22 protein-coding genes are annotated in these 23,901 nt (G+C 35.8%); 2 read left to right on the top strand and 20 right to left on the bottom strand.

Features of this window, described 5'->3' with window-relative positions; translation table 11 throughout:
• Positions 1–12: 12 nt before the first annotated feature.
• The 19 genes from cccB to KQI21_RS10150 form a co-directional block, all read right to left on the bottom strand.
• Entirely contained in the window at positions 13–381 is a 369-nt protein-coding gene (gene cccB / locus KQI21_RS10240) for a cytochrome c551 (protein ID WP_216484076.1), read from the bottom strand.
• A 270-nt stretch (positions 382–651) separates the two neighbouring features.
• Positions 652–1,753 (bottom strand): peptide chain release factor 2 gene (gene prfB / locus KQI21_RS10235; RefSeq protein ID WP_216484075.1). Its coding sequence is split into 2 segments (ribosomal slippage): positions 652–1,680 and positions 1,682–1,753, totalling 1,101 coding nucleotides; the frame shifts between segments, so codons are not numbered across the junction.
• A gap of 111 nt (positions 1,754–1,864) precedes the next feature.
• Positions 1,865–4,375: a preprotein translocase subunit SecA gene (gene secA, locus KQI21_RS10230; protein WP_216484074.1), complete on the bottom strand. Its 2,511-nt coding sequence runs from the start codon at positions 4,373–4,375 to the stop codon at positions 1,865–1,867.
• A gap of 869 nt (positions 4,376–5,244) precedes the next feature.
• A complete protein-coding gene (locus KQI21_RS10225; RefSeq protein WP_216484073.1) occupies positions 5,245–5,385 on the bottom strand; it encodes a hypothetical protein in 141 nt (46 codons plus the stop codon).
• Between the two features lie 260 nt (positions 5,386–5,645).
• Positions 5,646–6,197 (bottom strand): ribosome hibernation-promoting factor, HPF/YfiA family, encoded by a 552-nt coding sequence (hpf, locus tag KQI21_RS10220; RefSeq protein ID WP_216484072.1) that lies wholly within the window; start codon positions 6,195–6,197, stop codon positions 5,646–5,648.
• Positions 6,198–7,813: 1,616 nt separating this feature from the next.
• Positions 7,814–8,167 (bottom strand): flagellar protein FliT, encoded by a 354-nt coding sequence (fliT, locus tag KQI21_RS10215; protein WP_216484071.1) that lies wholly within the window; start codon positions 8,165–8,167, stop codon positions 7,814–7,816.
• On the bottom strand, positions 8,167–8,568 hold the full coding sequence (fliS, locus tag KQI21_RS10210; RefSeq protein ID WP_216484070.1) for a flagellar export chaperone FliS: 402 nt from the start codon (positions 8,566–8,568) through the stop codon (positions 8,167–8,169). The genes fliT and fliS overlap by 1 nt, the downstream gene beginning before the upstream one ends.
• 22 nt (positions 8,569–8,590) lie before the next feature.
• A complete protein-coding gene (locus KQI21_RS10205) occupies positions 8,591–10,069 on the bottom strand; it encodes a flagellar hook-associated protein 2 (protein ID WP_253291388.1) in 1,479 nt (492 codons plus the stop codon).
• A 30-nt stretch (positions 10,070–10,099) separates the two neighbouring features.
• Positions 10,100–10,456, bottom strand: coding sequence for a flagellar protein FlaG (gene flaG, locus KQI21_RS10200; protein ID WP_253291387.1), 357 nt, complete (start codon positions 10,454–10,456; stop codon positions 10,100–10,102).
• Positions 10,457–10,791: 335 nt separating this feature from the next.
• Positions 10,792–11,010: a carbon storage regulator CsrA gene (csrA, locus tag KQI21_RS10195; protein ID WP_216484069.1), complete on the bottom strand. Its 219-nt coding sequence runs from the start codon at positions 11,008–11,010 to the stop codon at positions 10,792–10,794.
• A 3-nt stretch (positions 11,011–11,013) separates the two neighbouring features.
• Positions 11,014–11,463 carry a flagellar assembly protein FliW gene (gene fliW, locus KQI21_RS10190; RefSeq protein ID WP_216484068.1) on the bottom strand — a complete coding sequence of 150 codons (450 nt, stop codon included), beginning with the start codon at positions 11,461–11,463 and terminating at the stop codon, positions 11,014–11,016.
• Positions 11,464–11,511: 48 nt separating this feature from the next.
• On the bottom strand, positions 11,512–12,090 hold the full coding sequence (locus tag KQI21_RS10185) for a DUF6470 family protein (protein ID WP_216484067.1): 579 nt from the start codon (positions 12,088–12,090) through the stop codon (positions 11,512–11,514).
• 63 nt (positions 12,091–12,153) lie between these two features.
• Positions 12,154–13,035 (bottom strand): flagellar hook-associated protein FlgL, encoded by an 882-nt coding sequence (flgL, locus tag KQI21_RS10180; protein ID WP_216484066.1) that lies wholly within the window; start codon positions 13,033–13,035, stop codon positions 12,154–12,156.
• 11 nt (positions 13,036–13,046) lie between these two features.
• Positions 13,047–14,561, bottom strand: a complete 1,515-nt coding sequence (flgK, locus tag KQI21_RS10175) for a flagellar hook-associated protein FlgK (protein ID WP_216484065.1) — start codon at positions 14,559–14,561, stop codon at positions 13,047–13,049.
• Positions 14,562–14,575: 14 nt separating this feature from the next.
• The gene (locus tag KQI21_RS10170; protein ID WP_216484064.1) at positions 14,576–15,070 is read right to left on the bottom strand and encodes a flagellar protein FlgN; all 495 of its coding nucleotides are present in this window, start codon (positions 15,068–15,070) and stop codon (positions 14,576–14,578) included.
• Between the two features lie 33 nt (positions 15,071–15,103).
• Positions 15,104–15,364, bottom strand: coding sequence for a flagellar biosynthesis anti-sigma factor FlgM (flgM, locus tag KQI21_RS10165; RefSeq protein ID WP_216484063.1), 261 nt, complete (start codon positions 15,362–15,364; stop codon positions 15,104–15,106).
• Between the two features lie 75 nt (positions 15,365–15,439).
• Positions 15,440–15,859, bottom strand: a complete 420-nt coding sequence (locus tag KQI21_RS10160; RefSeq protein ID WP_216484062.1) for a TIGR03826 family flagellar region protein — start codon at positions 15,857–15,859, stop codon at positions 15,440–15,442.
• A 115-nt stretch (positions 15,860–15,974) separates the two neighbouring features.
• Entirely contained in the window at positions 15,975–16,463 is a 489-nt protein-coding gene (locus KQI21_RS10155) for a ComF family protein (RefSeq protein WP_253291386.1), read from the bottom strand.
• Positions 16,464–16,653: 190 nt separating this feature from the next.
• On the bottom strand, positions 16,654–18,060 hold the full coding sequence (locus KQI21_RS10150) for an ATP-dependent helicase ComFA (RefSeq protein ID WP_253291385.1): 1,407 nt from the start codon (positions 18,058–18,060) through the stop codon (positions 16,654–16,656).
• A 428-nt stretch (positions 18,061–18,488) separates the two neighbouring features.
• Here KQI21_RS10150 and KQI21_RS10145 point away from each other — a divergent pair, with 428 nt between their 5' ends.
• Both KQI21_RS10145 and KQI21_RS10140 read left to right on the top strand, forming a co-directional pair.
• A complete protein-coding gene (locus KQI21_RS10145) occupies positions 18,489–18,827 on the top strand; it encodes an SCP2 sterol-binding domain-containing protein (protein WP_216484060.1) in 339 nt (112 codons plus the stop codon).
• A 425-nt stretch (positions 18,828–19,252) separates the two neighbouring features.
• Entirely contained in the window at positions 19,253–21,088 is a 1,836-nt protein-coding gene (locus tag KQI21_RS10140) for an AMP-dependent synthetase/ligase (protein ID WP_216484059.1), read from the top strand.
• Between the two features lie 1,103 nt (positions 21,089–22,191).
• Here the strand turns inward: KQI21_RS10140 and KQI21_RS10135 are convergent.
• A complete protein-coding gene (locus tag KQI21_RS10135) occupies positions 22,192–23,694 on the bottom strand; it encodes a response regulator transcription factor (RefSeq protein WP_216484058.1) in 1,503 nt (500 codons plus the stop codon).
• Between the last annotated feature and the right edge of the window lie 207 nt (positions 23,695–23,901).

Raw genomic sequence — 23,901 nt, 5'->3', positions numbered from 1 at the left:
TTTTATTTACAATTATTTCTTTTCTGCCAACCAGCTTGCAAGTAACTGAACGTCATCACCTTCTGCCATACCTGGAGGCATACTTCCTTGGCCGTTTTCAATAATGTCAGCAATTTCATCAGAAGAAAGCTTTGAACCAACCTTCGTTAAATCTGGACCATTCGCTCCTGATAAGTCTGCACCGTGACAGCTTGCACAATTATTTTCATACACTTCTTCAGCTGCAGCGGTATCTACAGCACCGCCTTTTTCAGCAGATTCTTCCGTATTAGCATCTCCTTTATCAGCTGGCTCCTTTGATGCATCGTCATCATCGCCGCCCCCACATGCACCTAGCACTAATGCCGAGCCAAAAAGCATTGCTAATAGCCACTTTTTCATAGTTTAATCCCCCTAACAGAAAATTGATTAATAATTCATCAACTCTATTATAACTGATTCTATCGCTTTTAAAACTCTTTCAAATACCAAATATTGCTACTGGTTGATGGCTGAAGCAGTCATATCAATGCCAGAAGCTAATTGTGACTAATTTATGAAAAAATTCATAGTCATTAGAAACATGCCTTTTGTTGCCGGGATATGCATTTTCGAATGATTTTTCTAGAAGGAAAATTACGTTAGACATAAAGTGGAGATCTATACTCCACTTTAATTTACTTGCTGACGTAAGTAGGCATCGATAAATGGATCAATATCGCCATCCATTACGGATTGTGTATTACCAATTTCTAAATTGGTACGATGATCCTTCACCATCGAATATGGATGGAATACGTAAGAGCGAATTTGACTGCCCCAGCCAATTTCTTTTTGTTCACCACGAATCTCGGCTAACTCCTGCTGTTGTTTTTCAATTTCTAGTTGGTATAATTTTGACCTTAACATTTTCATGGCTGATTCTCGGTTTTTTATTTGTGAACGTTCATTCTGACATGTCACTATGATATTGGTCGGAATATGGGTAATTCGAACAGCAGAATCTGTAGTGTTTACGTGTTGACCACCTGCTCCGCTAGCCCGATACGTATCGATTTTAATATCCTCTGGTTTTACTTCAATATCCACATCATCGTTAAATTCAGGGGTAACATCACAAGAGACAAATGATGTATGACGTCTTCCAGAAGAATCGAATGGCGATATGCGGACCAATCGATGGACACCTTTTTCCGTTTTTAAATAACCATACGCATTATGCCCTTTAATAAGCAATGTTACACTCTTTATTCCAGCTTCATCACCAGCTAAGTAGTGTATTGTCTCTACTTGGAAATTTTTCTTCTCTGCCCAGCGCTGATACATTCTTAATAACATGCTGCCCCAATCCTGAGACTCCGTACCACCAGCTCCTGGGTGAAGCTCCAAAATTGCATTATTCTGATCATACGGTTCGCTTAATAAAATTTGTAATTCAAAATCATTCAGTTTTTTTCGCAATTGCTGAAGTTCTTCAATTAATTCATCAAATAATTCCTGATCATTTTCTTCCTTCACAAGCTCATGAGATACTACTAAATTATCATGCTCTGTCTCTAGTTCAGAAAAGCTGTTCACATTTTCTTTTAAATGGTTTACTTCATTAATAATTTGTTGTGCTTTATCTTGGTCATCCCAAAAACCAGGAGTAGTCATTTGCAGTTCTAATTCCTTAATCCGAGCTGTTTTGGCTTCTAAGTCAAAGAGACCCCCTAAAATCATTAATTCGATTACGCATCTTATCTAATTCATTTTTAATTTCAACTAATTCCAATTCAATCACCTCAAACATTGTCTACTGATTTTTATTTTGTTAAACCCATGCACATTTTATCAGAAAGTGGAAGGAAAGCACTCCCCATCCAAAAAATGGGAGTGCTTTTTATTATCTACCATGACAATTTTTATATTTTTTCCCGCTTCCACATGGGCAAGGATCATTTCTGCCGATATCTTGCTTTTTTACAAATGGTTTGCGTGTTTTCTTTTTCTCTTCTTGTCCACCAGAAATAGCTTGTGTATTTTTAACAACTTCTTGCCGTTGTAAATTATCGCGTATTTCTGCTTTCATAATATATTTGGAAACTTCTTCTTCAATGCTTTTAATCATTTCCTCGAACATTGCGAAACCTTCTAACTGATATTCACGAAGCGGATCGTTTTGTCCATACGCTCGCAAATGAATACCTTGGCGAAGCTGATCCATCTGGTCAATATGATCCATCCATTTCGTATCAACCGTACGTAACACAATGACCTTTTCAAATTCACGCATCTGTTCTTTTGTTAGCTCTTGTTCTTTTTCATCATAGCTAGCTTTTACTTTGTCCATAATCCACTCGATAATTTCTTCTTGATCTTTGCCTTTCAGATCATCTTCTGTAACTTGATTTGCATTCAACAAGTTTCCTTGAACGAATTCAACGATGGATGAATAATCCCAGTTGTCCTCGTCATCATCTTGTGTATGGGCGGTAACAACTCGCTCCACTGTGGATGAAATCATATTTTCAACAATTTCTCGAAGCTCATCATCAGCTTCAATGACTTCAAAACGTTGCTTATAAATAATTTCACGCTGTTCTCGTAATACATCATCATAGGCTAGAACCGTTTTACGTGCGTCAAAGTTATTTCCTTCTACACGCTTTTGGGCAGATTCTACAGCACGGGAAACCATCTTACTTTCAATCGGCTGAGAATCATCCATTCCTAAACGATCCATCATAGATCGTAAATTATCCGAACCAAATCGACGCATTAATTCATCTTCCATGGACAAATAAAATTGAGACACTCCAGGATCTCCTTGTCGACCTGAACGACCTCGCAACTGATTGTCAATTCTTCGCGATTCATGACGCTCCGTACCAATAACAGCAAGTCCACCTAGTTCAACAATACCTTCTCCTAGTTTAATATCGGTACCACGTCCGGCCATATTTGTAGCAATTGTTACTGCACCGCGTTGACCAGCATTTTCGATAATCTCTGCCTCACGAAAATGATTTTTCGCATTCAACACTTCATGCTTGATGCCGGCTCTTTTCAACATTTTAGAAATCAACTCAGATGTCTCAACAGCAACTGTACCAACAAGTACAGGTTGTCCGGTTTCATGTCTTCGTTTAATTTCTTCAATGACTGCTTTAAATTTGCCTTCCATTGTTTTATAAATTAAATCGGGCTTGTCTTGTCGAATAACTGGTCTGTTCGTTAGAATTGCAATAACATCCATATTATATATATTCCTAAACTCTTCTTCCTCTGTTTTTGCAGTACCGGTCATCCCGGCAAGCTTGTTATACATGCGGAAGAAGTTTTGAAAGGTAATGGAAGCTAATGTCATACTTTCATTTTGTATTTGCAGTCCCTCTTTTGCTTCGATAGCTTGATGTAGTCCATCGCTGTATCGACGTCCTTTCATTAAACGACCTGTAAATTGGTCGACAATAATTACTTCACCATCTTCTACGACATAGTCGTCATCCCGATGCATCGAAATATGTGCTTTTAGTGCTTGATTTATATGATGTGTTAACGAAACATGCTTTAAATCGAACAGATTTTCAACAGCAAAATATCGTTCAGCCTTATTAATTCCTTCTTCGGTAAGCTGTACTCCTTTTGTCTTTTCATCATAGGAGTAATCATCTTTCGAGAGTGTATTTACAAAGGCGTTTGCTTGCTGATATAAATTAGCTGATTTTTTAGCAGATCCGGAAATAATCAACGGTGTTCTTGCCTCATCAATTAAAATGGAGTCCACCTCATCGATAATGGCAAAGTTTAGAGAACGCTGTACCATTTGTTCCTTATATAAAACCATATTGTCTCGTAAATAGTCAAAACCAAACTCATTATTTGTCCCATACGTAATATCGCATTGATACGCTTCACGCTTTTCTTCCTTTGACAGCCCATTACCATTAAGACCGACTGTTAATCCAAGAAATTCATAGAGAACACCCATTTCTTTAGCATCACGGCTAGCCAAATAATCGTTAACGGTTATAATATGAACTCCTTTTCCAGAAATTGCATTTAAAAAAGCAGGCATTGTCGATGCTAATGTTTTCCCTTCACCAGTTTTCATTTCTGCAATATTTCCTTCATGAAGAGCAATTGCTCCCATTAACTGCGTTTGGAAAGGACGCATACCTAATACACGCTTAGACCCTTCGCGGACAACTGCATAAGCTTCAACAAGCAGATCATCGAGTGATTCCCCATCTTTATATCTTGTTTTAAATTCTTCTGTTTTGTTTTGTAGTTCTTGATCAGACAGTTTTTCATATTCCGGCTCTAATGCTTCAATATTATCAACGATTTTCTGCAATCGTTTCAATTGTCGTTGATTACCATCGCCAAAAATTTTCTGTAATATTCCAGCCATTATACATGCACCTCTACATTTATCAATTAGAAAAACTTGGCTTGTCGCCAAGTCTTTAGCGAAAGCTGTAGTTTTTCTTATACTATAAACCCTAAAATTTTAAACTTTCCTATAGTAAAATAAAATATTACTTCTATTTGTACTTATTTGTTTGATCAGCTAATCCTTTCCTTTTAAGTTTTTATTACAAAACCTAAAAAGAATTACCGTTTGTAAAAGGGAAAAGTGTCATGCTCAGATAAGTTGCCACTCACATATTTCATGTACTGCATTAACTTTCACTCTTTTCCATAATTAAAAGCTTTTCCTTTTAAACGATATGTTTCATTTTTTGTTATTATCAGCCATTATTAATCATAACACTTTCTAAATAAAGATGACAACTTCCAATTGCCTTCCGTCTTCGTGTCTACATTTTAAAAGTAAAAACGGAAGGTACATCTTTGGATTTAAACTATTTTCTTTCTGGTGAATAAGTTGAATTAATCTCTATGCTGATACTGCTATTTCGAATAAGAAGCCTAATTGGAATAACCATTAAGTAAAAGTATTTCTTCGCCCTTTCATAATAAGAATTTAACTAGCAGTAAGACTTTGGGACAACAACTTTATTTGTAAAATCAAATGTTTTACGATGATCAATCTCCCGCTAAAATTTTTTTAAAAGTAAATTTCCAAAAACATAGAAAAAAGAACGGTCAGGGGATGAACCGCTCTTTTTTCATAAGAGGGAACTTTGAGGATAAGTTAGGAAGTTTGTCTAAAGCGAGGAAATAGTTATGATGATTTGACTTTAATTGAAATTTTCAAAAGCTTCGTGTTAAGGTCGTCATTATGTCATTATAAGAAACGACTAACGGAAAATTCTGCTAATACTTACTGGTTTTTCTTAATAAAGCGAGCTTTTGATTTAACACCCCAACAATTTCAACAAGCTGTGCAATTGCCTTCTCATGTTGATCTATTTTTCTAGTTAATTGGTTTAAATGAATCGATTCATTTCTATGCAATTTGCCACCTCCTCACTCGATATTAGTTATATCATGTAAAGACTTGATTAGCTAGTTGCCATTTTTCAATTTTAGGCATGTGTTCGACAATATTTTTAAAAATTTATAGGATCGTAGCGAACAATAAGATATTTTCACCTACTAAACATGAAATTATTTACTGCCATTTTTTAATTTTAGAGTTATCATCATCAAATTTCGACATTTTTACACACAAAAAAAGACAGCCAACAGACTGTCTTTTTCTACATGTAATCGCTTTATGCATTTGGTTCAATTAAGCCGTATTTTCCGTCATTCCGTCGGTATACAACATTTGTTTCCCCATTAGATGCGTTTTCAAATACAAAAAAGGAATGCCCGAGCATGTCCATTTGCAGAATCGCTTCTTCTGAATCCATCGGCTTTAAATCAAACCTTTTCGTACGAACAATTTCTATTTCAGAAGACTCTTCTTCCTTATTTAAAACATCCTTTTCTAATTCTGCAAAAACATGTTTTGGCGAACCTTTTTGTCTAAACTTTCTATTCACTTTCGTTTTATGTTTTCTAATTTGTCTTTCAAGTTTATCAACAACTAAGTCAATCGCAGCATAAAGGTCTGTATGCTCGACTTCACCACGTAGTAATAAATTAGTCATCGGAATCGTGACTTCAATTCTCTGTTTATCATTATAGACACTTAGATTAACATGTACCTCTGAGGTTGGCGGAGTATCAAAATACCTTTCTAGTTTTCCAATTTTTTTCTCTACGTAGTCACGTATAGCCCCTGTCACCTCAACATTTTCACCACGAATGTTAAATTTCATACAAGTGTCCTCCTTTCACCTTATAGCTATATTATACAATGTTTCCCGACTAATTTCCTGTTAAAACTATAAAAATGTAAATTCTCTGTTAGATAATCGTATGTATCACTTGTTGTACATGGGTTTCAATAATTTACATGATATTTACATATCATTAAACAAAACTCAGCCTATGGGTTATTCACAGGAAATACTATGTAAAGTTAGTTTAGGAGTTATGAAATATAAGTTGAAACTTCATTCGTAGGAGTTTTCTTCCATCTCCTACTGAATGTTAGTACCACAAGAGTATGACCTAAAGGCCTTTTAACGAATCGGGCATTTAGGTGCCGTTTCTCTCACTTAGACCCTTTTGTACCAACTCAGACTCTTGAAGTGGGAGTCTTACGGCAACTTACATGCGGGATAAAGTGAAACTTCATTTCTTGGAATGCTTTTCCCAAGAAATGTTAGTTGAACGAATCGGGCATTTAGGTGCCGTTTCTCTCACTTAGACCCTTTTGTACCAACTCAGACTCTTAAAGTGGGAGTCTTACGGCAACTTACATGCGGGATAAAGTGAAACTTCATTCCGTAGAACGCTTTTTACACGGAATGTTAGTTGAACGAATCGGGCATTTAGGTGCCGTTTTCTCACACTTAGACCCTTTTGTATCAGCTCAGGTCTTGAAGTGGGAGTCTTACGGCACCTTACATGCGGGATAAAGTGAAACTTCATTCCGTAGAACGCTTTTTACACGGAATGTTAGTTGAACGAATCGGGCATTTAGGTGCCGTTTTCTCACACTTAGACCCTTTTGTATCAGCTCAGGTCTTGAAGTGGGAGTCTTACGGCACCTTACATGCGGGATAAAGTGAAACTTCATTTCTTGGAATGCTTTTTCCAAAGAAATGTTAGTTGAACGAATCGGGCATTTAGGTGCCGTTTTCTTCCACTTATACCCTTTTGTATCAGCTCAGGTCTTGAAGTGGGAGTCTTACGGCACCTTACATGCGGGATAAATGTAGACACGTATTATCATTCAACGAGAACATGTTGTTAGCAACAAGGTTTCTGGCTTTGGTGACTTGTTGTTTGTTCATTATGGATAATTTTTGTTTGGTATGTACCCACATCCAAGCGTCAACACCTAACACTCCAAATCGCTTCACTCCCTTTTGAGAGTTCCAGCCCTTGTCAAGCTTGAACAAGGAGTTTGCTCTTTTAATTTCCTAGTCAAAAATAACAAATGTTAGAAGAGCTCGGTCAGCGCCGTACAAACTGGGGAACTTCTGACGAGATACAGAAAACATGCCTCTAACACAGGGATATGCCGACGCTTTTACGGCAGGCCCACTTTTAGTCGGCCTTCCTTTAGATTCGAGCCGATGTTGACCTGTAGAAAGAAGTTCGAAGTTTGCTACAACTTGAGCGCTTAAGCTAGACAACGAAACTACTTTCTCAAAAAAATTATCCGTAAACTAAAAACGGATATCGTTCCCTTAGAAAAACTTGGCTTATCGCCAAGTCTTTAGCTAAAGCTGTAGTTTTTCTTATACTATAAACCCTAAAATTTTATACTTTCTTATAGTATAAAAAATAACAACGCATTTCTAGATAGCTAGAAATGCGTTGTTTAATTTTTCCGATCTAAAAATATACCGTCGCTTGCCTGCATTGTCGCATAGGGATTACGATATTTACGATTGGAGTGTTTCTGCTTTTTCACTTGCTTCATCTCAGATTTTAAATCATTAAACAACGCTAACATTTCTCGTTCAATAACTTGGTTTAATTGAATAATCCTCTGTCCAGTTGTTTTTTCTTCCTCTGAGTAGGGAGGGATTAGCTTATCCAGTTGAAAACCCCGTTCCTCAATTAATTTATTGACCTGTGAAATTAGTACATCACGATTTTTAGGCTCCATCTTCTGCTTTAGAATATCATGCAACTTCTCTGTAAGTTCCAATAATGGGATTAAGCGATTCATTAAACATGTACACCCTTAGCATATTGCTTCTTTCTCGTTTCCAATATTACCTGTTTCCATGTATCGCGAAATTCCACAGTAAAGTCTAACACTTCCTCTAACGCTTTGTTGTCATTATGCATATTTGCTTCTCTTAAGCGGTGAAGCATATATTCATAAAGTGTCATAAATTGTTCCGAGATAGCAACTTGAGGATTTAACGTGATTATTAATTCGCGAATAATGTTTTGCGCTTTTTGGATATTCGTATTTTTTGCCTCAAAGTCATTCACCTCGATATCCTTTATTGCTTGCTTAATAAATTTGATGCAGCCATTATACAGCATTAATGTCAGTTCTGAACCTGATGCAGTATTTACTGCCGTGTTTTGATATGCTTGCTGCTGCTTATTTCGTGACATTTTATTCACTCCTTGTCAATTTTTACATGCCACCGCCAAATTGAGATAATAACATCATCGATTGCTGATTCATTTGTGAAATTGCTTTCTCCATTGCCGTAAATTGAGCCCAATACCGCTTTTCCACTCGCTCAATCCGATTCTCAAACGCTTCGATACGCTCATCTAACTCCTTCATTTGCTTCCCTAAAGTATAACTTTCTAATGATAGAGTCGAGGCTTTTCCAGCTTTTTCCCCAATTTGCTGCATCGTCTTATTAACCGCATCCTCGAGCCTATTGATAAGTCCACGAGATTCGCCCTCTTCCCTGTTGTAAAACAACTGTCGTACTTCTTCCGGATTATCGCGAAGTGCATCCTTTAGTTTATCTGGATCTTCTATAATTAACTTTCCACCATCTAAATAATCAGGTGATGTACTAATACCTAACTGTGTTAGTGACGTATATTCTCCATCAATTTCCACTTTTTGATACCAGCTTTGCCGTAAACTATAAAGTCCATTAGTGATAACAGGCTCACCACGTAATAAACCGCTTTTAGCATATTTTTCCCATAGTTCAATTTGTTTATCCGACATTTCTTCCTTTTGTTCATTGGTCAATGGAGGATAATCACGATAAATTTTCTCAAACTGTGGAGAATTAAGTACCTCAACAACCTCATTATATTTATCCACGAAATTCTTAATCTTTTCATAAGCAGCTTCTACATCATTTTCAATCGTTAAACTGGCGTTTTTACCATCGGTAGTATTTTTAAATTGTAAGTTAATACCATTTATCGTATAGGAATTTGTTTTTGATTCCATGATAATTCCACTATTATTATATTCAAACTTCGCATTATTCCCACCTTTTTCATTAGCCATATCCATCTTCAGAGTTGTAGCTAAAAACGAAGTGTCTTCAAATATTATTTCGTTTCCATTCTCATTGTAGTTACCAGTTCGTGTCGTTTCCATAATTACTTTTTTACTCGCCTCATCATAGAACATACGAACATTATTATCGTCTTTGGAAACTTTCTCCATAACCGTGTTCAGTGTATCACCCGCTTGGATAGTATACCTATATTCCTCCTCTTCTCCCTCTTCATTTACTGTACTAAAAGCGATTACTTCACCAGCTGTTAACGGTTGAGTCGGATCAATATCAATCGGGTTTTTACTTACATTAATTGCCGAGCTTGCCAGTTGATCCACTCTTACTAGATATGTGCCGTTCGTTGCATTGACAGTTGCTGTTGCTGTAACTGCATCCTTAAGGGATGAACTAACGGCTTTTGAATTATAGGTCGTGCTATATCTCATCTCATTCCTAATTAGATTATCCAATTCGCTAAGTTTTGTGTTAATTTCTCGAAATGCATCGCGTTTCCATTCAAGCTTTATTCGATCTTGTTCCATTCTATTTAATGGAATTCGTTCTGCCGATATTAATTTCTCTACTATTTTTTCAATTTCCATACCACTAGCTAAACCGCCAACTCGCATTACCATTATGCTCTCTCCTTTATCAAAACTAGTCTTTTAAATTTTTTTGTCAATTAAAATCCCCATAAATTCTGCCATATCTGCATACATATCCAGCATTTTTTCTGGAGGAATTTCTTTAATTACTTCCTTTGTTAACGGATTAATCACCTTTACATAATATTCGCCCAGTTTTTCATGATAGGTAAATTGCAAATCTGTTCTGAGCGGTTCGATAAATTCATTTAGCTTGGTGACCGCCGTTTTAATATTATTTTTTGTCATCCCCAAGCTAAATTTTTTATCTTCATTCATTTGTTCTTGATTAAGTTTCGTATCGACTGTTCCGCTATTTTGTTGATTTCGAAGCTTAACAGGTACCTCCGTTCCTATTTGCTCTAACCGCATATCCATCTTATTCACACCTTTTTTATTTTATATCGGTATATAAATAAAAAGGTTGAAGTAAACTGGTGAATTTATTAAACGAAGTCGCTCCTATAAAGTGAAACTTCATTCAGTAGGAGTTTTCTTCCATCTCCTACTGAATGTTAGTACCTAGAAGGGTATGACCTAAAGGCCCTTGAACGAATCGGGCATTTAGGTGCCGTTTTCTCCCACTTAGACCCTTTGTATCAACGCAGGTCTTGAAGTGGGAGTCTTACGGCACCTTACATACGGGATAAAATTTTTTCTTCAATCGTTTGCCTTAATAGAGATCTCTTTCCGATACATACAGAAGACTTACGTTACTTTTGTTTTAACATATCAATGAATCCATTAGGAATCTTGGCTGCCTGATTATTTTCATGTTTTATTTCTAAATAGATCTCTTTACGATAAATATCCATTGAAGCAGGAGCGCTAATGCCAATTTTCACTTGATCGCCTTCAATAGCAAGCACTTTAACTTCAATATCCTCTCCAAGCTGAATGGATTCATTTCGTTTTCTCGTTAATACAAGCATTCCTTATTCCCCTTTCCCGCTTGGAGAGTTCAACGCAGTTATTGAAACTCTTGTTGAATATTTATCTGAATTAATAACAAATTGCTTTCCTTGTTGTTTATTCGCATTGATAATAATGGGCGCTTGCAGATTAATCGTGCTAGTGTTAAACGGCTGCTTCAATGTGACAATAGAAAGCACAACAATTTCTGTTTCATCCGATAGCTGTAATGCTTTTACAATTCCATCATCCAGTTTAAATGTATAATCTTCATACAATTGGTATGGGTTAACAACGATAAACGCAATCTCTTTTCTTTTAATAGATTGTAAAATTTGAAATAATGGATTGTCGGGCAAATCAAGTAGAACAAATTCCGTCTCTTGCGGGAATCCTAAGATGCCGGTTGGAAAATGAATCACATTTACAGATGTTATATCCATTTCACCAAAATATTTTGTTGCTAGTTGCATATAGATCTCCTTCCTTAGGCCTTAGTAAAACCTTACAGCAAACTTCCATTAAACGTTCTGTGCTTCCTTATCTGGATAAACAGCTTCAATGGTAAGATGTTGATATTGCTTCATCCGAATGTTTACCTCACCTTTTTCATAATCATGCTCTACTCGCTTCGGTCTTGCGTTAATAATTGGTCGATGAGTTTGTACATCAATTTGCAGTTGTGAAGGCCGGTAGTTCGTTTTTACTGAAAAAGGAGAGGGAATAAAAGTAATGCCTAATCTTTTCATTGGCGGAAAAGCATTTTGTACTGCTTGTGTAATCACCGGTTTTCCTTTATGTTCAATTTTCATTAATTCTGTCCCTTGTTGTGATCTTCGGGCCATTCCGTCTAAGACAGCCTGTTTTCCCTCCTGAGCAAATTTTTCATTACGTTTTAAAATATTCATTAAATTCATATCTTCAAAAGCTTTTGTTTGATCAATTGTTAGTATTGAAGGTATGGTTCGCATTCTTATTTCCGGTTTTGGTTGCTGAATCGATATATCTGCTTTTGGCTGGCGGATAGCCTGCTTGCCAGGAGTTTGCTGAATCTCAATTTGCGCCATTTGTGATTGCATTCGGAGTTGTGGCATTTTCATCGTTAAACAGCTCCCTTTCTTATGGACAAAACCCTGTCACCCAAACGGGACAGGGTCTTCGGCTTATCTCAGAAAATCAATGAGCGTAGGCTGAATAATTCGTGAACCTGTGGCCATTGCTGCTCGATGCAAACTTTCCTGAGTAATTAAATTGGTAATCGCTTCTGCATAGTTAACATCTTCATTATCAGACATTGTTTTAGTAGCAATAATTTTTTGTTCACTAAGTCGGTTTTCAATGAGCTCTAACCGATTCATTCTTGCTCCTAAATCTGCTCTGGAATCAATTATTTGATTGATCGCCGTATCAATTTCACCGATACTTTCACCAATACTCTCTTCAATTCCGTCTACATCTGAGTTTTCCAGTTTTTGAATAAAAGAGTCAATCGTATCAAAAAAGCCATTGCCAAATACAGATTCTCCATCAACATTCACTTGCAAATCGATACCAGCTGCGACCGGGATATGAACCGGGTCCGTATTTGGAGAAAAGTTACCATTTCCATCAAACGGAGAATTAGTTGTATCCGTTCCGTTAAAGAGGTATCTTCCATTGACTTGTGTATCTGCTATACTTTTTAAATGTTCTTTTAACTGCTCTGCTTCACTTTTAATACTTGCATATTCTTCTTTATCATTGGTAGCAGTACTCGCTTTTACTGCCAATTCACGTAATTTCTGCATCGCCTTTGTAGCTTTATCCAAAGCAGCATCTGAATTATCCATCCAATTATGTCCTTCACTTGTGTTACGTAAATATTGCTCTGCTTCATTTACTTGACTGCGATAATTTATTCCCTTCATCGCAACAACCGGGTTATCAGATGGACGGTTTATTTTCTTACCAGTGTATAATTGCTCCATATATTTATCGAGCTTCATATAACTATTGGATAAATTGCGCAACATATTATTTGAGAGCATGTTTTGCGTAATTCTCATAACCTAATCTCCTACCTTCCAACAAGTCCCATGTTATTAATAATTCGATCAAGCATCTCATCGATAGTTGTCATACTTCTTGCAGCTGCATTATAAGCATGTTGAAACTTAATCATGTTTGTCATTTCTTCATCCAACGATACACTGCTAACGGACATGCGTTTTTCCTCTACTTGCAAACGAAGTACTGCCGTGTTTTCCATCCTATTATTTGCTTCTTGCGCCTTTACTCCCATTTCACCAATTATGGATTGAAAGAAACTTTTTATCGATGTATTATTGCCTAATGGATTACCGTCTAAATTTCTATTGTTAAAAACTTCAGCAAGTGCTTTTGCATTTGCTCCTTCTCCATCTGAATCATTGGTGCTAGCTGCTATTTTATCTCCATCTTCTAAAATTTCTTGATTAACAGTAATGCCTGCAGCACCAGTCATTCCATCTTTAAACACAAAAAAGTCGATTCCATCTGTTCCATCAAGTGCTTTTCCACTTCGGTGTACTTTATTAAATTCTTCAACTATTGTATTTGCCATTTTATCTAAGTCACTGATCATATCCGTATATGTACCAATAACATTACCATCGCCATCAAAATCATGACCATAAGATTCAATTAACCCCTTCAATGTTCCATTAGAAGACAAGATATCCACTTCTGTACCATTTACTGAAACAGAATTAACAGCCGAATAATCATCATTACCATAAGTAACTGCCAATTCATTGACTTGTTCGCCATCTACTAAAATAATACTAGGCTGAAAAGATTCCCCATCATCATTGACAATTTCAATCGTAGCAATTCCATCAGCAATATTAGGCGAAGTTTCACTACTTTTAGAATAGGTTACTTTAATATTCAGTTTACTGGATAGTTCATCAATTAAATTGTCTCTTCGATCATATAAATCATTTGGCAAATAACCGTGCGGCTCCAGTTCGCTAATTTGTTCATTTAAGCTGGCTATTTGTCTTAATAAAGAATTTGTATCGCTAACTGTCGTATCAATTTGATTTCGTAAGTCAGCACGATTGGACGATAATGATTTGGATAAATGATTGAAAGCTTCTGTAACCGCTAAACCGCGGTGAGCTACAACCGATCTGGCACCTGAATTTTCGGGATTAACGGCTAAATCCTGTAATGCATTCCAAAATTCATCAATTGTTTTACTAAGTCCACTATTAGATGGTTCGTTTAAAAGTGTCTCCATTCTGCTTAATGCATCTGCTTTAGTTGACCAATAACTATGTCTGCTATTTTCAGAGCGAAATTGATAATCTAAAAACTTCGTTCGCATACGTTGAACAGACCCAACTTGCACACCAGTTCCCATTTGCCCTGGAATTTTCGGACGATTTCGGGAAGCTGCTGGGTATGGTGGCATTGTTTCAAAATTCACCCGTTGTCTTGTATAACCTTTCGTATTAGCATTAGATATATTATGCCCAGTAGTATATAGCGCCGCTTGTTGGGCAAAAAGCGCTTGTTTTGCCATCTCTAATCCGTGAAAAGTACTCATGCCCTACCTCCTTATTATGCTTTGGAATCGAATAAAGACTGTGTAGCCGATTCATTTTGCTTATCACTTGCACTTCCATAGGTAATCGATTGAATCGTTGGATTTATAAGATCTAGAGAATACTGAACAAATTGCATCGATTGCTGAATCAGCGCATGATTCAATCCCTCTTGTTGTTTAAGTAAAGTAATCACTTCTGTCAGCCTTGTCGTAATATCAAGCAGTTTTGTTTTCAGTTGTCCAGTCTCCATTCTGTTTAGCAACATTGTGATCGTATGTTCTTCTTCTGCTAAATCATTTGCTGTAAACCACTCTGTCACCAGTTTTATTCGCTCTGTTTCCGCTTTTTCAACTTTACGAATTTGCTTTCTTTCCTGAGCTATTAACGTCATTAATGTATCTATCGAACCAGATTTAACAGCCTCTGTCTTTTTTCTAGAAAGTTCAAGCAGTCCGTTATGGAGCTCAAGTAGTTTTTCTAACACATGTATAATTGCCGGTACTGTCAAGCAAAAACCTCCTTTCGAAGTAAAAGATTACACCTATTTTCCTCTCCAGAAATCCAACATTTTTTGTGCTGTTTTTTCATAGTTTATTTCATATTTATCTAAGGCAACAGCCTCTTTTAATCGCTCAATTTTTTCAGCTCGTTGAGGGCTTGTTTTTTCTTCTTGTTGCAACTGCTTTGCTCGATTTGATATTTCAATCTGATCATTCTTCATTTCTCGCTTAACATCCATTTGCTTATGATATGGTTTTTTATACGGATTAAAATTAAATTGATTTGGACCATTAATTTTCACTTCCGTCTCACCCCTTTTACAGCTCTTTCCGATTACTTTGACTCTGTTTTTTATATCGGCTATAAAAAAATAATTTTAAAGCTCTTTATCATCAAACATATAATAGGTTCGTTTTTTTTCTTGCTCTTCCTTTTCATTTATCCTATCTTCCAGTTCTTCATGTTGTTCTAAATCTTTCCGCAGTTTTTCAAGACAAGCTTGGCACAAATTTCCTGACGTAATTTTTTTACCGCAATGACTACAAGGATAGCCAATATTCGGAAATTCCGTAGGCAATAATCGTTTTTCTTTAATAAATTTAATGATTTGTTCCTCTTCTACTCCTGTTTGCTCAACAATTTCCGTCATAGTTGCTTCCCGGTTTTTCCTTTGGCGCATAAACTGATATACCTTTTGAAATGCTTCTTCTTCTTTTTCATAGCACGCTCTGCAAATGGTTCGGGCTCCTTTTAAAAATAAGTTACCACATTGTGCACAGTTTGCCAGTTCTGCCATGATTATTCCCCCCGCTTCCAAAAAATAGATGATCAAAATATTTCTATTATCGAATCATTTTTCATCAAGTTGAAACGTAATTCTATTCCAAGTTTAAGTATAACATGAACATTGGTCATCCTCGAATTAGTGTTAAAGCGCAAACAAAAGGGCATCCTTGCTCCAATAGAACTTTACCAGCATGCCTTAATGTAGTACCGGTTGTATATATATCATCGACCAAAATGACTGGTTTGTTAATAGCTTTTTCCACAATAAATGGATTTACTGATTGAATTCTTTCATTCCTTGTTTTCTTAGACTGCTTTTCACTAGTTGAACGCTCTAATATTTCCATAGTTTGAATGGGGAGAAATCCCGCAAGCATTGCCGCTTGATTAAAACCTCGTTCTAATTGTCTTTGCTCGTTTAATGGAATTGGTACTGCAACGATATCTTGTGGTAAAGTAGAACGAAGCTTTCTAAAGGTAGCAGCAAAAACATGTCCAAAAATATAACCAAGTGAACTATCTCCCCTGTATTTCCACTTGCTAATGATTTCTTTCATAAAGTTATTGTAATGATAAACAGAATAATTAAATTGAATCGTATCTCGTTCAGACAATTGCTCCCACCATAAGCAATCTTCGCACTTGTTTCTCTCACTTGGTCGACTGCATATAAAACAGCGAGAACCTTTAATGATAACCAATGATTCTTCACATGTTCTACATAATGGTTTTCGTTCGGGTAAAAAGAGCGTTCTCCAAGTCAGTTTCAGGACAATTAGTTGCTGGCAATAGAGGCATTTCATGTTAAGTAAATCCTCCCAATCGATTCATTGCTTGAATAGCTTGGATTGCTCGTACCATCGAATTTGTTTTACCATCATGAAAGAAAACAACTTCACCAGTAGGATCATCCGCACTTCGGCCTGCCCTTCCGGAAATTTGTACTAACGCTGCTTCATCAAAGACAGAATGCCCGGCATGAATAACTGCTACATCCACAGAGGGAAAAGTTACACCACGCTCTAAGATTGTTGTTGTCACGATGGCCTTAATCGTTTTATTTCTAAATTGGGAAACTTTTTGTTCTCGATCTGGATCGGCCGCATAAACAGAAGTTATTTCTGATGATACTTGTATTACATTTTCACTTCGGAGCAGCTCTGTTAAATCTTGGACCATTAATTTTGTTAAAGTAATCGTGGGCAAAAAAATTAATAATTGCCGTTGTTTGTTTTTTCGGTGACGCAACCATTTTTTAAACACTCGCGGTACGTTTCCTCGTTTCAAATCCCTTTGTAAGAAAAAACATATACGCATGACAGGTACTGGAAGCGGAAATCCATGATAGCGAGTTGGAACGAACACATGATCAAGCCGCTTTAACTGCATTTGCCTACGCTGTTGTTGTCGTGGTGTAGCAGTTAGATAAATTGTCGTTCCAGCTGGTTTTAATGCTCTGGCGGTCGCAAATGATAAAGATGGATCATTGTGATAAGGAAAAGCATCAAGCTCATCAATTACCATAAAATCGAATGCGTGTTCAAATCGTAGCAATTGATGCGTAGTTGCAATAATGATTTGGGCTGTTCCTCGCTTTTCCTTACTTTGTCCATACAATGCTTGTACAGGTATAGAAGCGAATGCACTTTGAATTCGTGGCAGCAACTCACGGACGACATCGTTCCTTGGAGTTGCGATACAAATTCGCATACCTTGTCGTAACGCCTCCTCGATTCCAGGAAATAACATTTCTGTTTTTCCAGATCCGCACACCGCCCATACTAACAAAGAGGCTCGCTGCTGTTTTACCGCTTGGCAAATTGTCTCAGCTACATTAGCTTGTGCTGCCGTAAGCTTTCCTTTCCATGTACATGCATCGAGATGTTGTTTCCATTGCAATGGTTTTCCATTCCAACGATATAGAGGTTCTGTTTTCACTACTCTTCCCATTTCTATACAGTTTCGACAATACCAAATGACCTGTTTATGTTGGATACCTAATGGTGCAAATTGAGATTTTTCTTGATTTCCACAGCGCTGACATATTTTTGAAAAAGTCGTAGAAATAATCGATGGAACGGGGATAAATACATCTTTTGCTAACAAGGAGTGAAATTGATGATCATTTAGAGGTATTTCTTTTCGCAACAAAAGCTTTCCGGAACATCGCTTGGCAAGTTCTAATTCAGAGTCATTCATTTTTTCTTTCATAATGTTTCACTTCCTTTATGAGTTAAATTTGTAAAGCTTCTATTTTGAAATATACTAAATTTCAAGTATGAAAGATAATTAGATTATTACCATGTCCCGTGACGAAAATAATATTCAATAACTAAACATAGTTTATTGAAAATAACATAGCATAGAATTGTAATCCTTTCTTAATTCTTGTTCAAAATGGTCTAGGGAATATTATTTTCATCATTGGAACTATTTCGTTGTTGCAATCATTTTATCTAACGCTATCCAACTATACATGTTGTTAGGAAAATCTGATTTTTTTCTAAAAATTAATACATAACATATAATTTTAGGGGATGTAAATTTATAAGACCATTTACCCGACAATTAACGGGATAGTAAGCAAACTGAACTTCTTATACGATAAAGTATATGTCACAAATAAGGAGGAAAGGCCTATGTCAGAAGTTAAACATGTTATAAAAATAATAAACGCAGCTATCAAAGAGAATCCAGCGCTTGTTAAAGGAATTAAAGCTGTATATCAATTTCATTTAAAAGATGATGATCCAGATACCTATCAATTCGTGTTGCGAGGTGAGAATAGCTATATAGCAAAGGGTGTAGAAGAAAAAGCAGACTGCACGCTTCATATGAAAGCAGATAACTTTATCAAACTGGCGAAAGGAACATTAAATGGAACAACAGCTTTTTTAAGCGGTAAGTTAAAGATCGAAGGCAATATGGGAATGGCGTTAAAATTAGAAGGCATTTTATCTCGTATTAAGGTTCCGTAAGCTTTCAAACAAATTTATTGATTAAAGGTTGATAAAATAGAAACCATGCTGGCGCTGGAGTCTTGACGCTAGCTCGGATTTATTTATTGATTATTTTAAATGTTCTATTAGTGCGTGTTCAAAAAGGAGGTAAAAAGGATCGAGAAGTTCGAAGCGGCGAAGTTTCCAGTAGCGCAGTGTATGCCATACAGATACATGAGCACTAGTGAAGCTTCTTCGAAATACATCCTCACGTAGGAAAAGGGGATATCCTTTTCCAAGGAACGGAAGAAACGAGCCAACGAAGTAATTCGATGTGTCATTTTTAGTAGACTTTTTGAACAACCTCTATTAGATTTATCCAATAAAAATATATGCTATTATCATCCGCATTTCAAGTTATTAGACGAGTTTTTGCTTAATTATTGAAAAAGAGGTGATGGGAGATGAAAGTAGCTAACGTTTTGCAAATGCTGAAGCTTACCGTTGAACAATTTCCTAATAATATAGCTTATCAATGGAAAGAAAAGGGTTCCATTAAAAAAATAGCGTATCAAAATTTATGGAATAGAATTAAAAACTTTGCAACTGGCTTAACATATATTGGTATAAATCCTGAAGCAAAAGTAGCTATTATTTCAAACAGCAACCCTATGTGGGCAATTTCTGACTTTGCATTAGCAAGCATTTCGGCTGTCAGCGTACCAATATATCCTACCATTCCTTCCCAACAAGTTGCTTATATTTTAAAAAACTGTGATATTACAGCTGCAATCGTTGAAAACAAGGAACAATATGACAAGTTGATCGCGACTGGAGTACAGTTGGATCATATTATTATGATGTATCCAGAACAAATGGAAGTCAATAATTTTATGACATTCAAAGAAGTGGAAAATATTGGAGGTAACCAAAGTCGAGCGAATTGGGAACAATGCTGGCAGCATATTAGTCGAGATCAGCTGCTTACCATCATGAACACTTCTGGAACAACAGGCAAACCAAAAGGAGTAATGTTAACGCATGGTAATATTTTAGCCAATATAGAAGGAGTTCAATTTTGGTTAATTGAACTGTTACCTGAAGACGTTTCGCTTTCCTATTTGCCGCTTTCACATATCTTTGAAAGGCTAGCGGGTCATTATTTACCATTATCTATTGGAATAACGATTAGCTATGCAGAAAATATTACAACCATCCCGGAAGATTTAATAGAATTCAAACCAACCATAATGACAAGCGTTCCAAGATTATTTGAAAAAGTGTATACAAAAGTACAAAGTGAAATGGAAAATGGCTCAGCTGTAAAACGAAAAATTTTTAATTGGGCCATATCTGTCGGTGAAGAAAAATATAAATACTATCTAAACGCAACCATCAATCAATATATCACGCAAAATTATTTACCCAAAAACCTAGCTCGTAAATGGAAAATAGCAAATAAACTTGTTTATCAAAAAGTGAAGAATCAATTAGGTGGGAGATTACGAGGTCTTGTATCTGGAGGAGGAACATTGAATGAAGATATAGCAAAGTTTTTCTGGGCTTTAGATATTCCATTACTCGAAGGCTATGGGTTAACGGAAACATCACCTATTATTTCTTCAAATCCAATCATTCGAGCAAAAGCAGGGACAGTTGGTAAAATTTTACCTAATGTCGAATTAAAAATTACCCAGGATGGAGAAATTTTAGTAAAAGGCCCTAATATTACACAAGGATATTATAACAATGCCCAAGAAACAGAAAAAGCTTTTGAAGAAGGCTGGTTCAAAACAGGCGATATTGGAAAATTAGATGAAAATGGTTATTTAAAAATCATCGACCGTAAAAAACGGATTCTTGTTCTATCTACCGGAATGAATGTAGCACCAGCCCCAGTTGAAACGGCAATAAACGAAAGTGCATATATTAGTCAATCGCTTGTAGTTGGTGACAAAAAGAAATACGTTATTACATTGGTAAATCCAGATTACGAAAATTTAATTCCTTGGGCCAAGAAGCGAGGAATTAATACAAATTCCAGTGAGGCACTATGTAATGATAAAAAAGTACAACAGCTTTTAAATGAAGAAGTAAACACACTAACTAAGAAATTTACGAATTATGCACAGCCTAAAAAAGTGATTATTATTAGTGATGAATGGACCATTGATGGAGGAGAATTAACCCCAAAGCTATCTCTTAAAACAGATATTATTGAAAAGAGATATCAAGATTTAATTGACTCTGTATACAAAGAAGAAAGCATGGATAATCGGATCGCCGTCACAACCGGATAAAGAAAACTTAGCTGACCGCGGTAAGCTTTAGTGCAGGAGACTGCCTGGTTGCATTTATACTTCCAACATAAAAATTTTACTTCGTCGCCTTAACTACTGTCTAAAATTTTATCTTTTCCTAACGGATAAAGAAAACTAGACTGGAGGCAAGTTTTATGGCACAGCAGCTGACTACCTACTTGCTTTGTTGGACATGTGAAACTAACAGTCTAGGAGTACTTTTCTCCTTGAAGCGAAACAAAAGCTCGAACGTCCTTGAAAAGAATCCACTTTTTTCGTACATGTATACGTCCATCGGTATTAGGTCCCTTTCTTCTGTCTTAAATACGTTAAGATAAAGAAGTGACATTAGGATACGATCTTTACATGTGAAATTAAACTTTCATCGCGTCGAATCAACTTCTTTCAAAAAGCGACCTCCACTAAATAAAGTGGAGTCTTGGCATTAGGTGGAGCGAATGTTAGTGCTGTTGTCGGTTGTTTTTCTCTTTAAATAACTAAATAGCTACTATATTCATTAATGGAATAAAATGAATCAGGTGACTTAAAAACCAAGAAGCCTTTTATTTGAAGGTTTCTTAGTTTTTTGGGAGACTAGTTTTATTATAAAAAATAATTAAAGAAAAATGGAATAAATAAAATTAAAATAGATCCTATACCAAAAACAGATATCACCTTTATCATGTCTTTTTTCAAGATAACACCTCCTATAACGGAATTATTGTTAACTTAAAAAATACAATGGTTCAAATCAATAATAATATTTTTTTCCGAATATTCATACCCATAACTCAATTTCATAATTAAAAGTAAATGTTTTTACACGTTTATTTACCGAGCTCGAACGTCCTTGAAAAGAATCCGCTTTTTTCGTACATGTATACGTCCATCGGTATTTAGCCGCCGTTCTTCTTAGATAGTCGTTAAGATAATAAAGGAGTAACGTTAGGATATATATACGATCTTTACATGTGAAATTAAATTTTTATCGCGTCGAATCAACTTCTTTCACAAAACAACTTCTACTGATAAAAAGGAGCAAATATAGTTAATTAGCTCCTTTTTTTATCTTACTTCATTTGTTGGTCTACACAGAGATGACTTTAGATAATTCCATGCCTAATTGCATAGGCTACTGCTTCAGTACGATTCTTCGCCTTCATTTTTTGCATGATTTTTGTAATATAATCTCTTACCGTATACTCACTCAAGTGTAATTTATCAGCAGCACTACTTGTTGATTCTCCCTCTGCCATCAATGTTAATACTTCAATTTCTCTTAATGAAAGATGTAGTGATTTATTTAAGTAATTAATATTATTTTTAAATTTTCCAATAATTTCTCCGGCACTTTGTCCGAACTTAATCAATGCCGTATATGTATCCTGTGACATTGTAAACTGTTTATTTGCTCCTTGATCAAGGATAGCAGCCCCGATTAATTCATGATTAGAAGCTTTGAAAATTGGCGCTACAACTACAGATTTTAATTGAAATTGTTGAATATACCTGGTAGGAAAACTATCTTTAGCATCAGGAATAAAAAGCGGCTGTAAAAATTTTATTCCATCACCAAACAATCGTAATAGTTCTAAACCATTATTAATGAGCGGGAAATTTCGTACATCTTCCGTAATCTCTTGAATTGCTTTTATATCAAATCGATGACCTGATAAACCGATCCCAATTTCATCATTGGGGGAATAGGAAAAAATCCCACAACGTTCAAACGGTAAATAATTTGTAAACCCTTTCGTTACCAATTCCAATGCCTCTTTAAACGATTTTGCCTGCATAATTGATTCATAAAACATAATGACAGAATCCTTCCATCGCTGTTCTTGCCGAGTTATATTTAAAATTGACTTACTGCTTTGAAAAAGTTGTAACGCATGGTGAATAAAAGGAACAATATGCCCTGTACTATCTTTATCCGTGCATAATAATAAGGTCATATTTTCAAAAGGAATGGTAATCACATTTTTATTATTGGAATGAGTAATATATCTCAATAGTTGTTCCGTTAAATCAAAAATATTCTCTGCTGCTATATTATAATGTGTATGCAGTAAACATTGATATCTATTGAACCATTTATCAACGTAAAATACATTGTCGCTTCTTACTACAACAGCAACCCATTCGATTGGTAACTGCTCAGAAGTAACAAGATGTTCTAAAAAAGTATCAATCGTAAATAAGTGCTCTAGTTTTTCTGTAAAAATATGTTCACTGATTTTAGTAAACACATATTGAATAGCTTGATGATCATTATAATTATTATCCTTGTTTAATTTAGCGGCTTGATGAACCGAATTTTCTAATAATGTTATAAGGAATTGGTTCAATGAACTATTGCCTATTTCTTTGTTCCAAGCAGTCCTCAATTGGTTAATTAATGTCTCTTTATCGTATTGATAATTAAAAATGATTTCCGAGAAAATTTTAACGGATTTGGCTGTAGTACTTGCCGATTTCTTACCCGTATTTTGAAAATAGTGTTGAATTTTTTTCCAATTACGTTGAATTGCTTGTTCATTTTCCCGCATGATGTCTAATCCGCGATGAAATAAGGAGTCTAGATAATGGTCTAAAGTCAATGTCATAAAACTTTCTCCCCTTCCTTTTTCATCAATTAATTATATCTCCCCCAAAAATAATTAAATTTTTAAACCGTTCGTACTCCCCTCATTCCAATTTATATACGGATATTATTTATCTCGCGTATAAGGTGCTGTAAGACGCCGTAAAAGCGTCCCTTTAAGAAAAACTTGACAGCTTATCACATTGCGTTTTTTCCTTTATTTCACTTC

It is taken from the genome of Virgibacillus proomii (genome assembly GCF_018916875.1).
GTDB classification, from domain to species: domain Bacteria; phylum Bacillota; class Bacilli; order Bacillales; family Amphibacillaceae; genus Virgibacillus; species Virgibacillus proomii_B.
Note: the sequence above shows the minus strand (reverse complement) of the source record. Positions and strands in the feature narration are given on the sequence as shown.

What these genes read in the sequence shown, in the direction of transcription:
- KQI21_RS10205 (WP_253291388.1), bottom strand. Translation starts at nt 10,069, where the DNA reads ATGGTAATGCGAGTTGGCGGTTTAGCTAGTGGTATGGAAATTGAAAAA.
- fliW (WP_216484068.1), bottom strand. Translation starts at nt 11,463, where the DNA reads ATGCAACTAGCAACAAAATATTTTGGTGAAATGGATATAACATCTGTA.
- csrA (WP_216484069.1), bottom strand. Translation starts at nt 11,010, where the DNA reads ATGCTTGTATTAACGAGAAAACGAAATGAATCCATTCAGCTTGGAGAG.
- cccB (WP_216484076.1), bottom strand. Translation starts at nt 381, where the DNA reads ATGAAAAAGTGGCTATTAGCAATGCTTTTTGGCTCGGCATTAGTGCTA.
- KQI21_RS10145 (WP_216484060.1), top strand. Translation starts at nt 18,489, where the DNA reads ATGTCAGAAGTTAAACATGTTATAAAAATAATAAACGCAGCTATCAAA.
- fliS (WP_216484070.1), bottom strand. Translation starts at nt 8,568, where the DNA reads ATGTCACGAAATAAGCAGCAGCAAGCATATCAAAACACGGCAGTAAAT.
- fliT (WP_216484071.1), bottom strand. Translation starts at nt 8,167, where the DNA reads ATGAATCGCTTAATCCCATTATTGGAACTTACAGAGAAGTTGCATGAT.
- hpf (WP_216484072.1), bottom strand. Translation starts at nt 6,197, where the DNA reads ATGAAATTTAACATTCGTGGTGAAAATGTTGAGGTGACAGGGGCTATA.
- secA (WP_216484074.1), bottom strand. Translation starts at nt 4,375, where the DNA reads ATGGCTGGAATATTACAGAAAATTTTTGGCGATGGTAATCAACGACAA.
- KQI21_RS10135 (WP_216484058.1), bottom strand. Translation starts at nt 23,694, where the DNA reads ATGACATTGACTTTAGACCATTATCTAGACTCCTTATTTCATCGCGGA.
- KQI21_RS10140 (WP_216484059.1), top strand. Translation starts at nt 19,253, where the DNA reads ATGAAAGTAGCTAACGTTTTGCAAATGCTGAAGCTTACCGTTGAACAA.
- KQI21_RS10150 (WP_253291385.1), bottom strand. Translation starts at nt 18,060, where the DNA reads ATGAAAGAAAAAATGAATGACTCTGAATTAGAACTTGCCAAGCGATGT.
- flaG (WP_253291387.1), bottom strand. Translation starts at nt 10,456, where the DNA reads ATGGATATGCGGTTAGAGCAAATAGGAACGGAGGTACCTGTTAAGCTT.
- KQI21_RS10160 (WP_216484062.1), bottom strand. Translation starts at nt 15,859, where the DNA reads ATGGCAGAACTGGCAAACTGTGCACAATGTGGTAACTTATTTTTAAAA.
- flgL (WP_216484066.1), bottom strand. Translation starts at nt 13,035, where the DNA reads ATGAGAATTACGCAAAACATGCTCTCAAATAATATGTTGCGCAATTTA.
- flgK (WP_216484065.1), bottom strand. Translation starts at nt 14,561, where the DNA reads ATGAGTACTTTTCACGGATTAGAGATGGCAAAACAAGCGCTTTTTGCC.
- KQI21_RS10185 (WP_216484067.1), bottom strand. Translation starts at nt 12,090, where the DNA reads ATGAAAATGCCACAACTCCGAATGCAATCACAAATGGCGCAAATTGAG.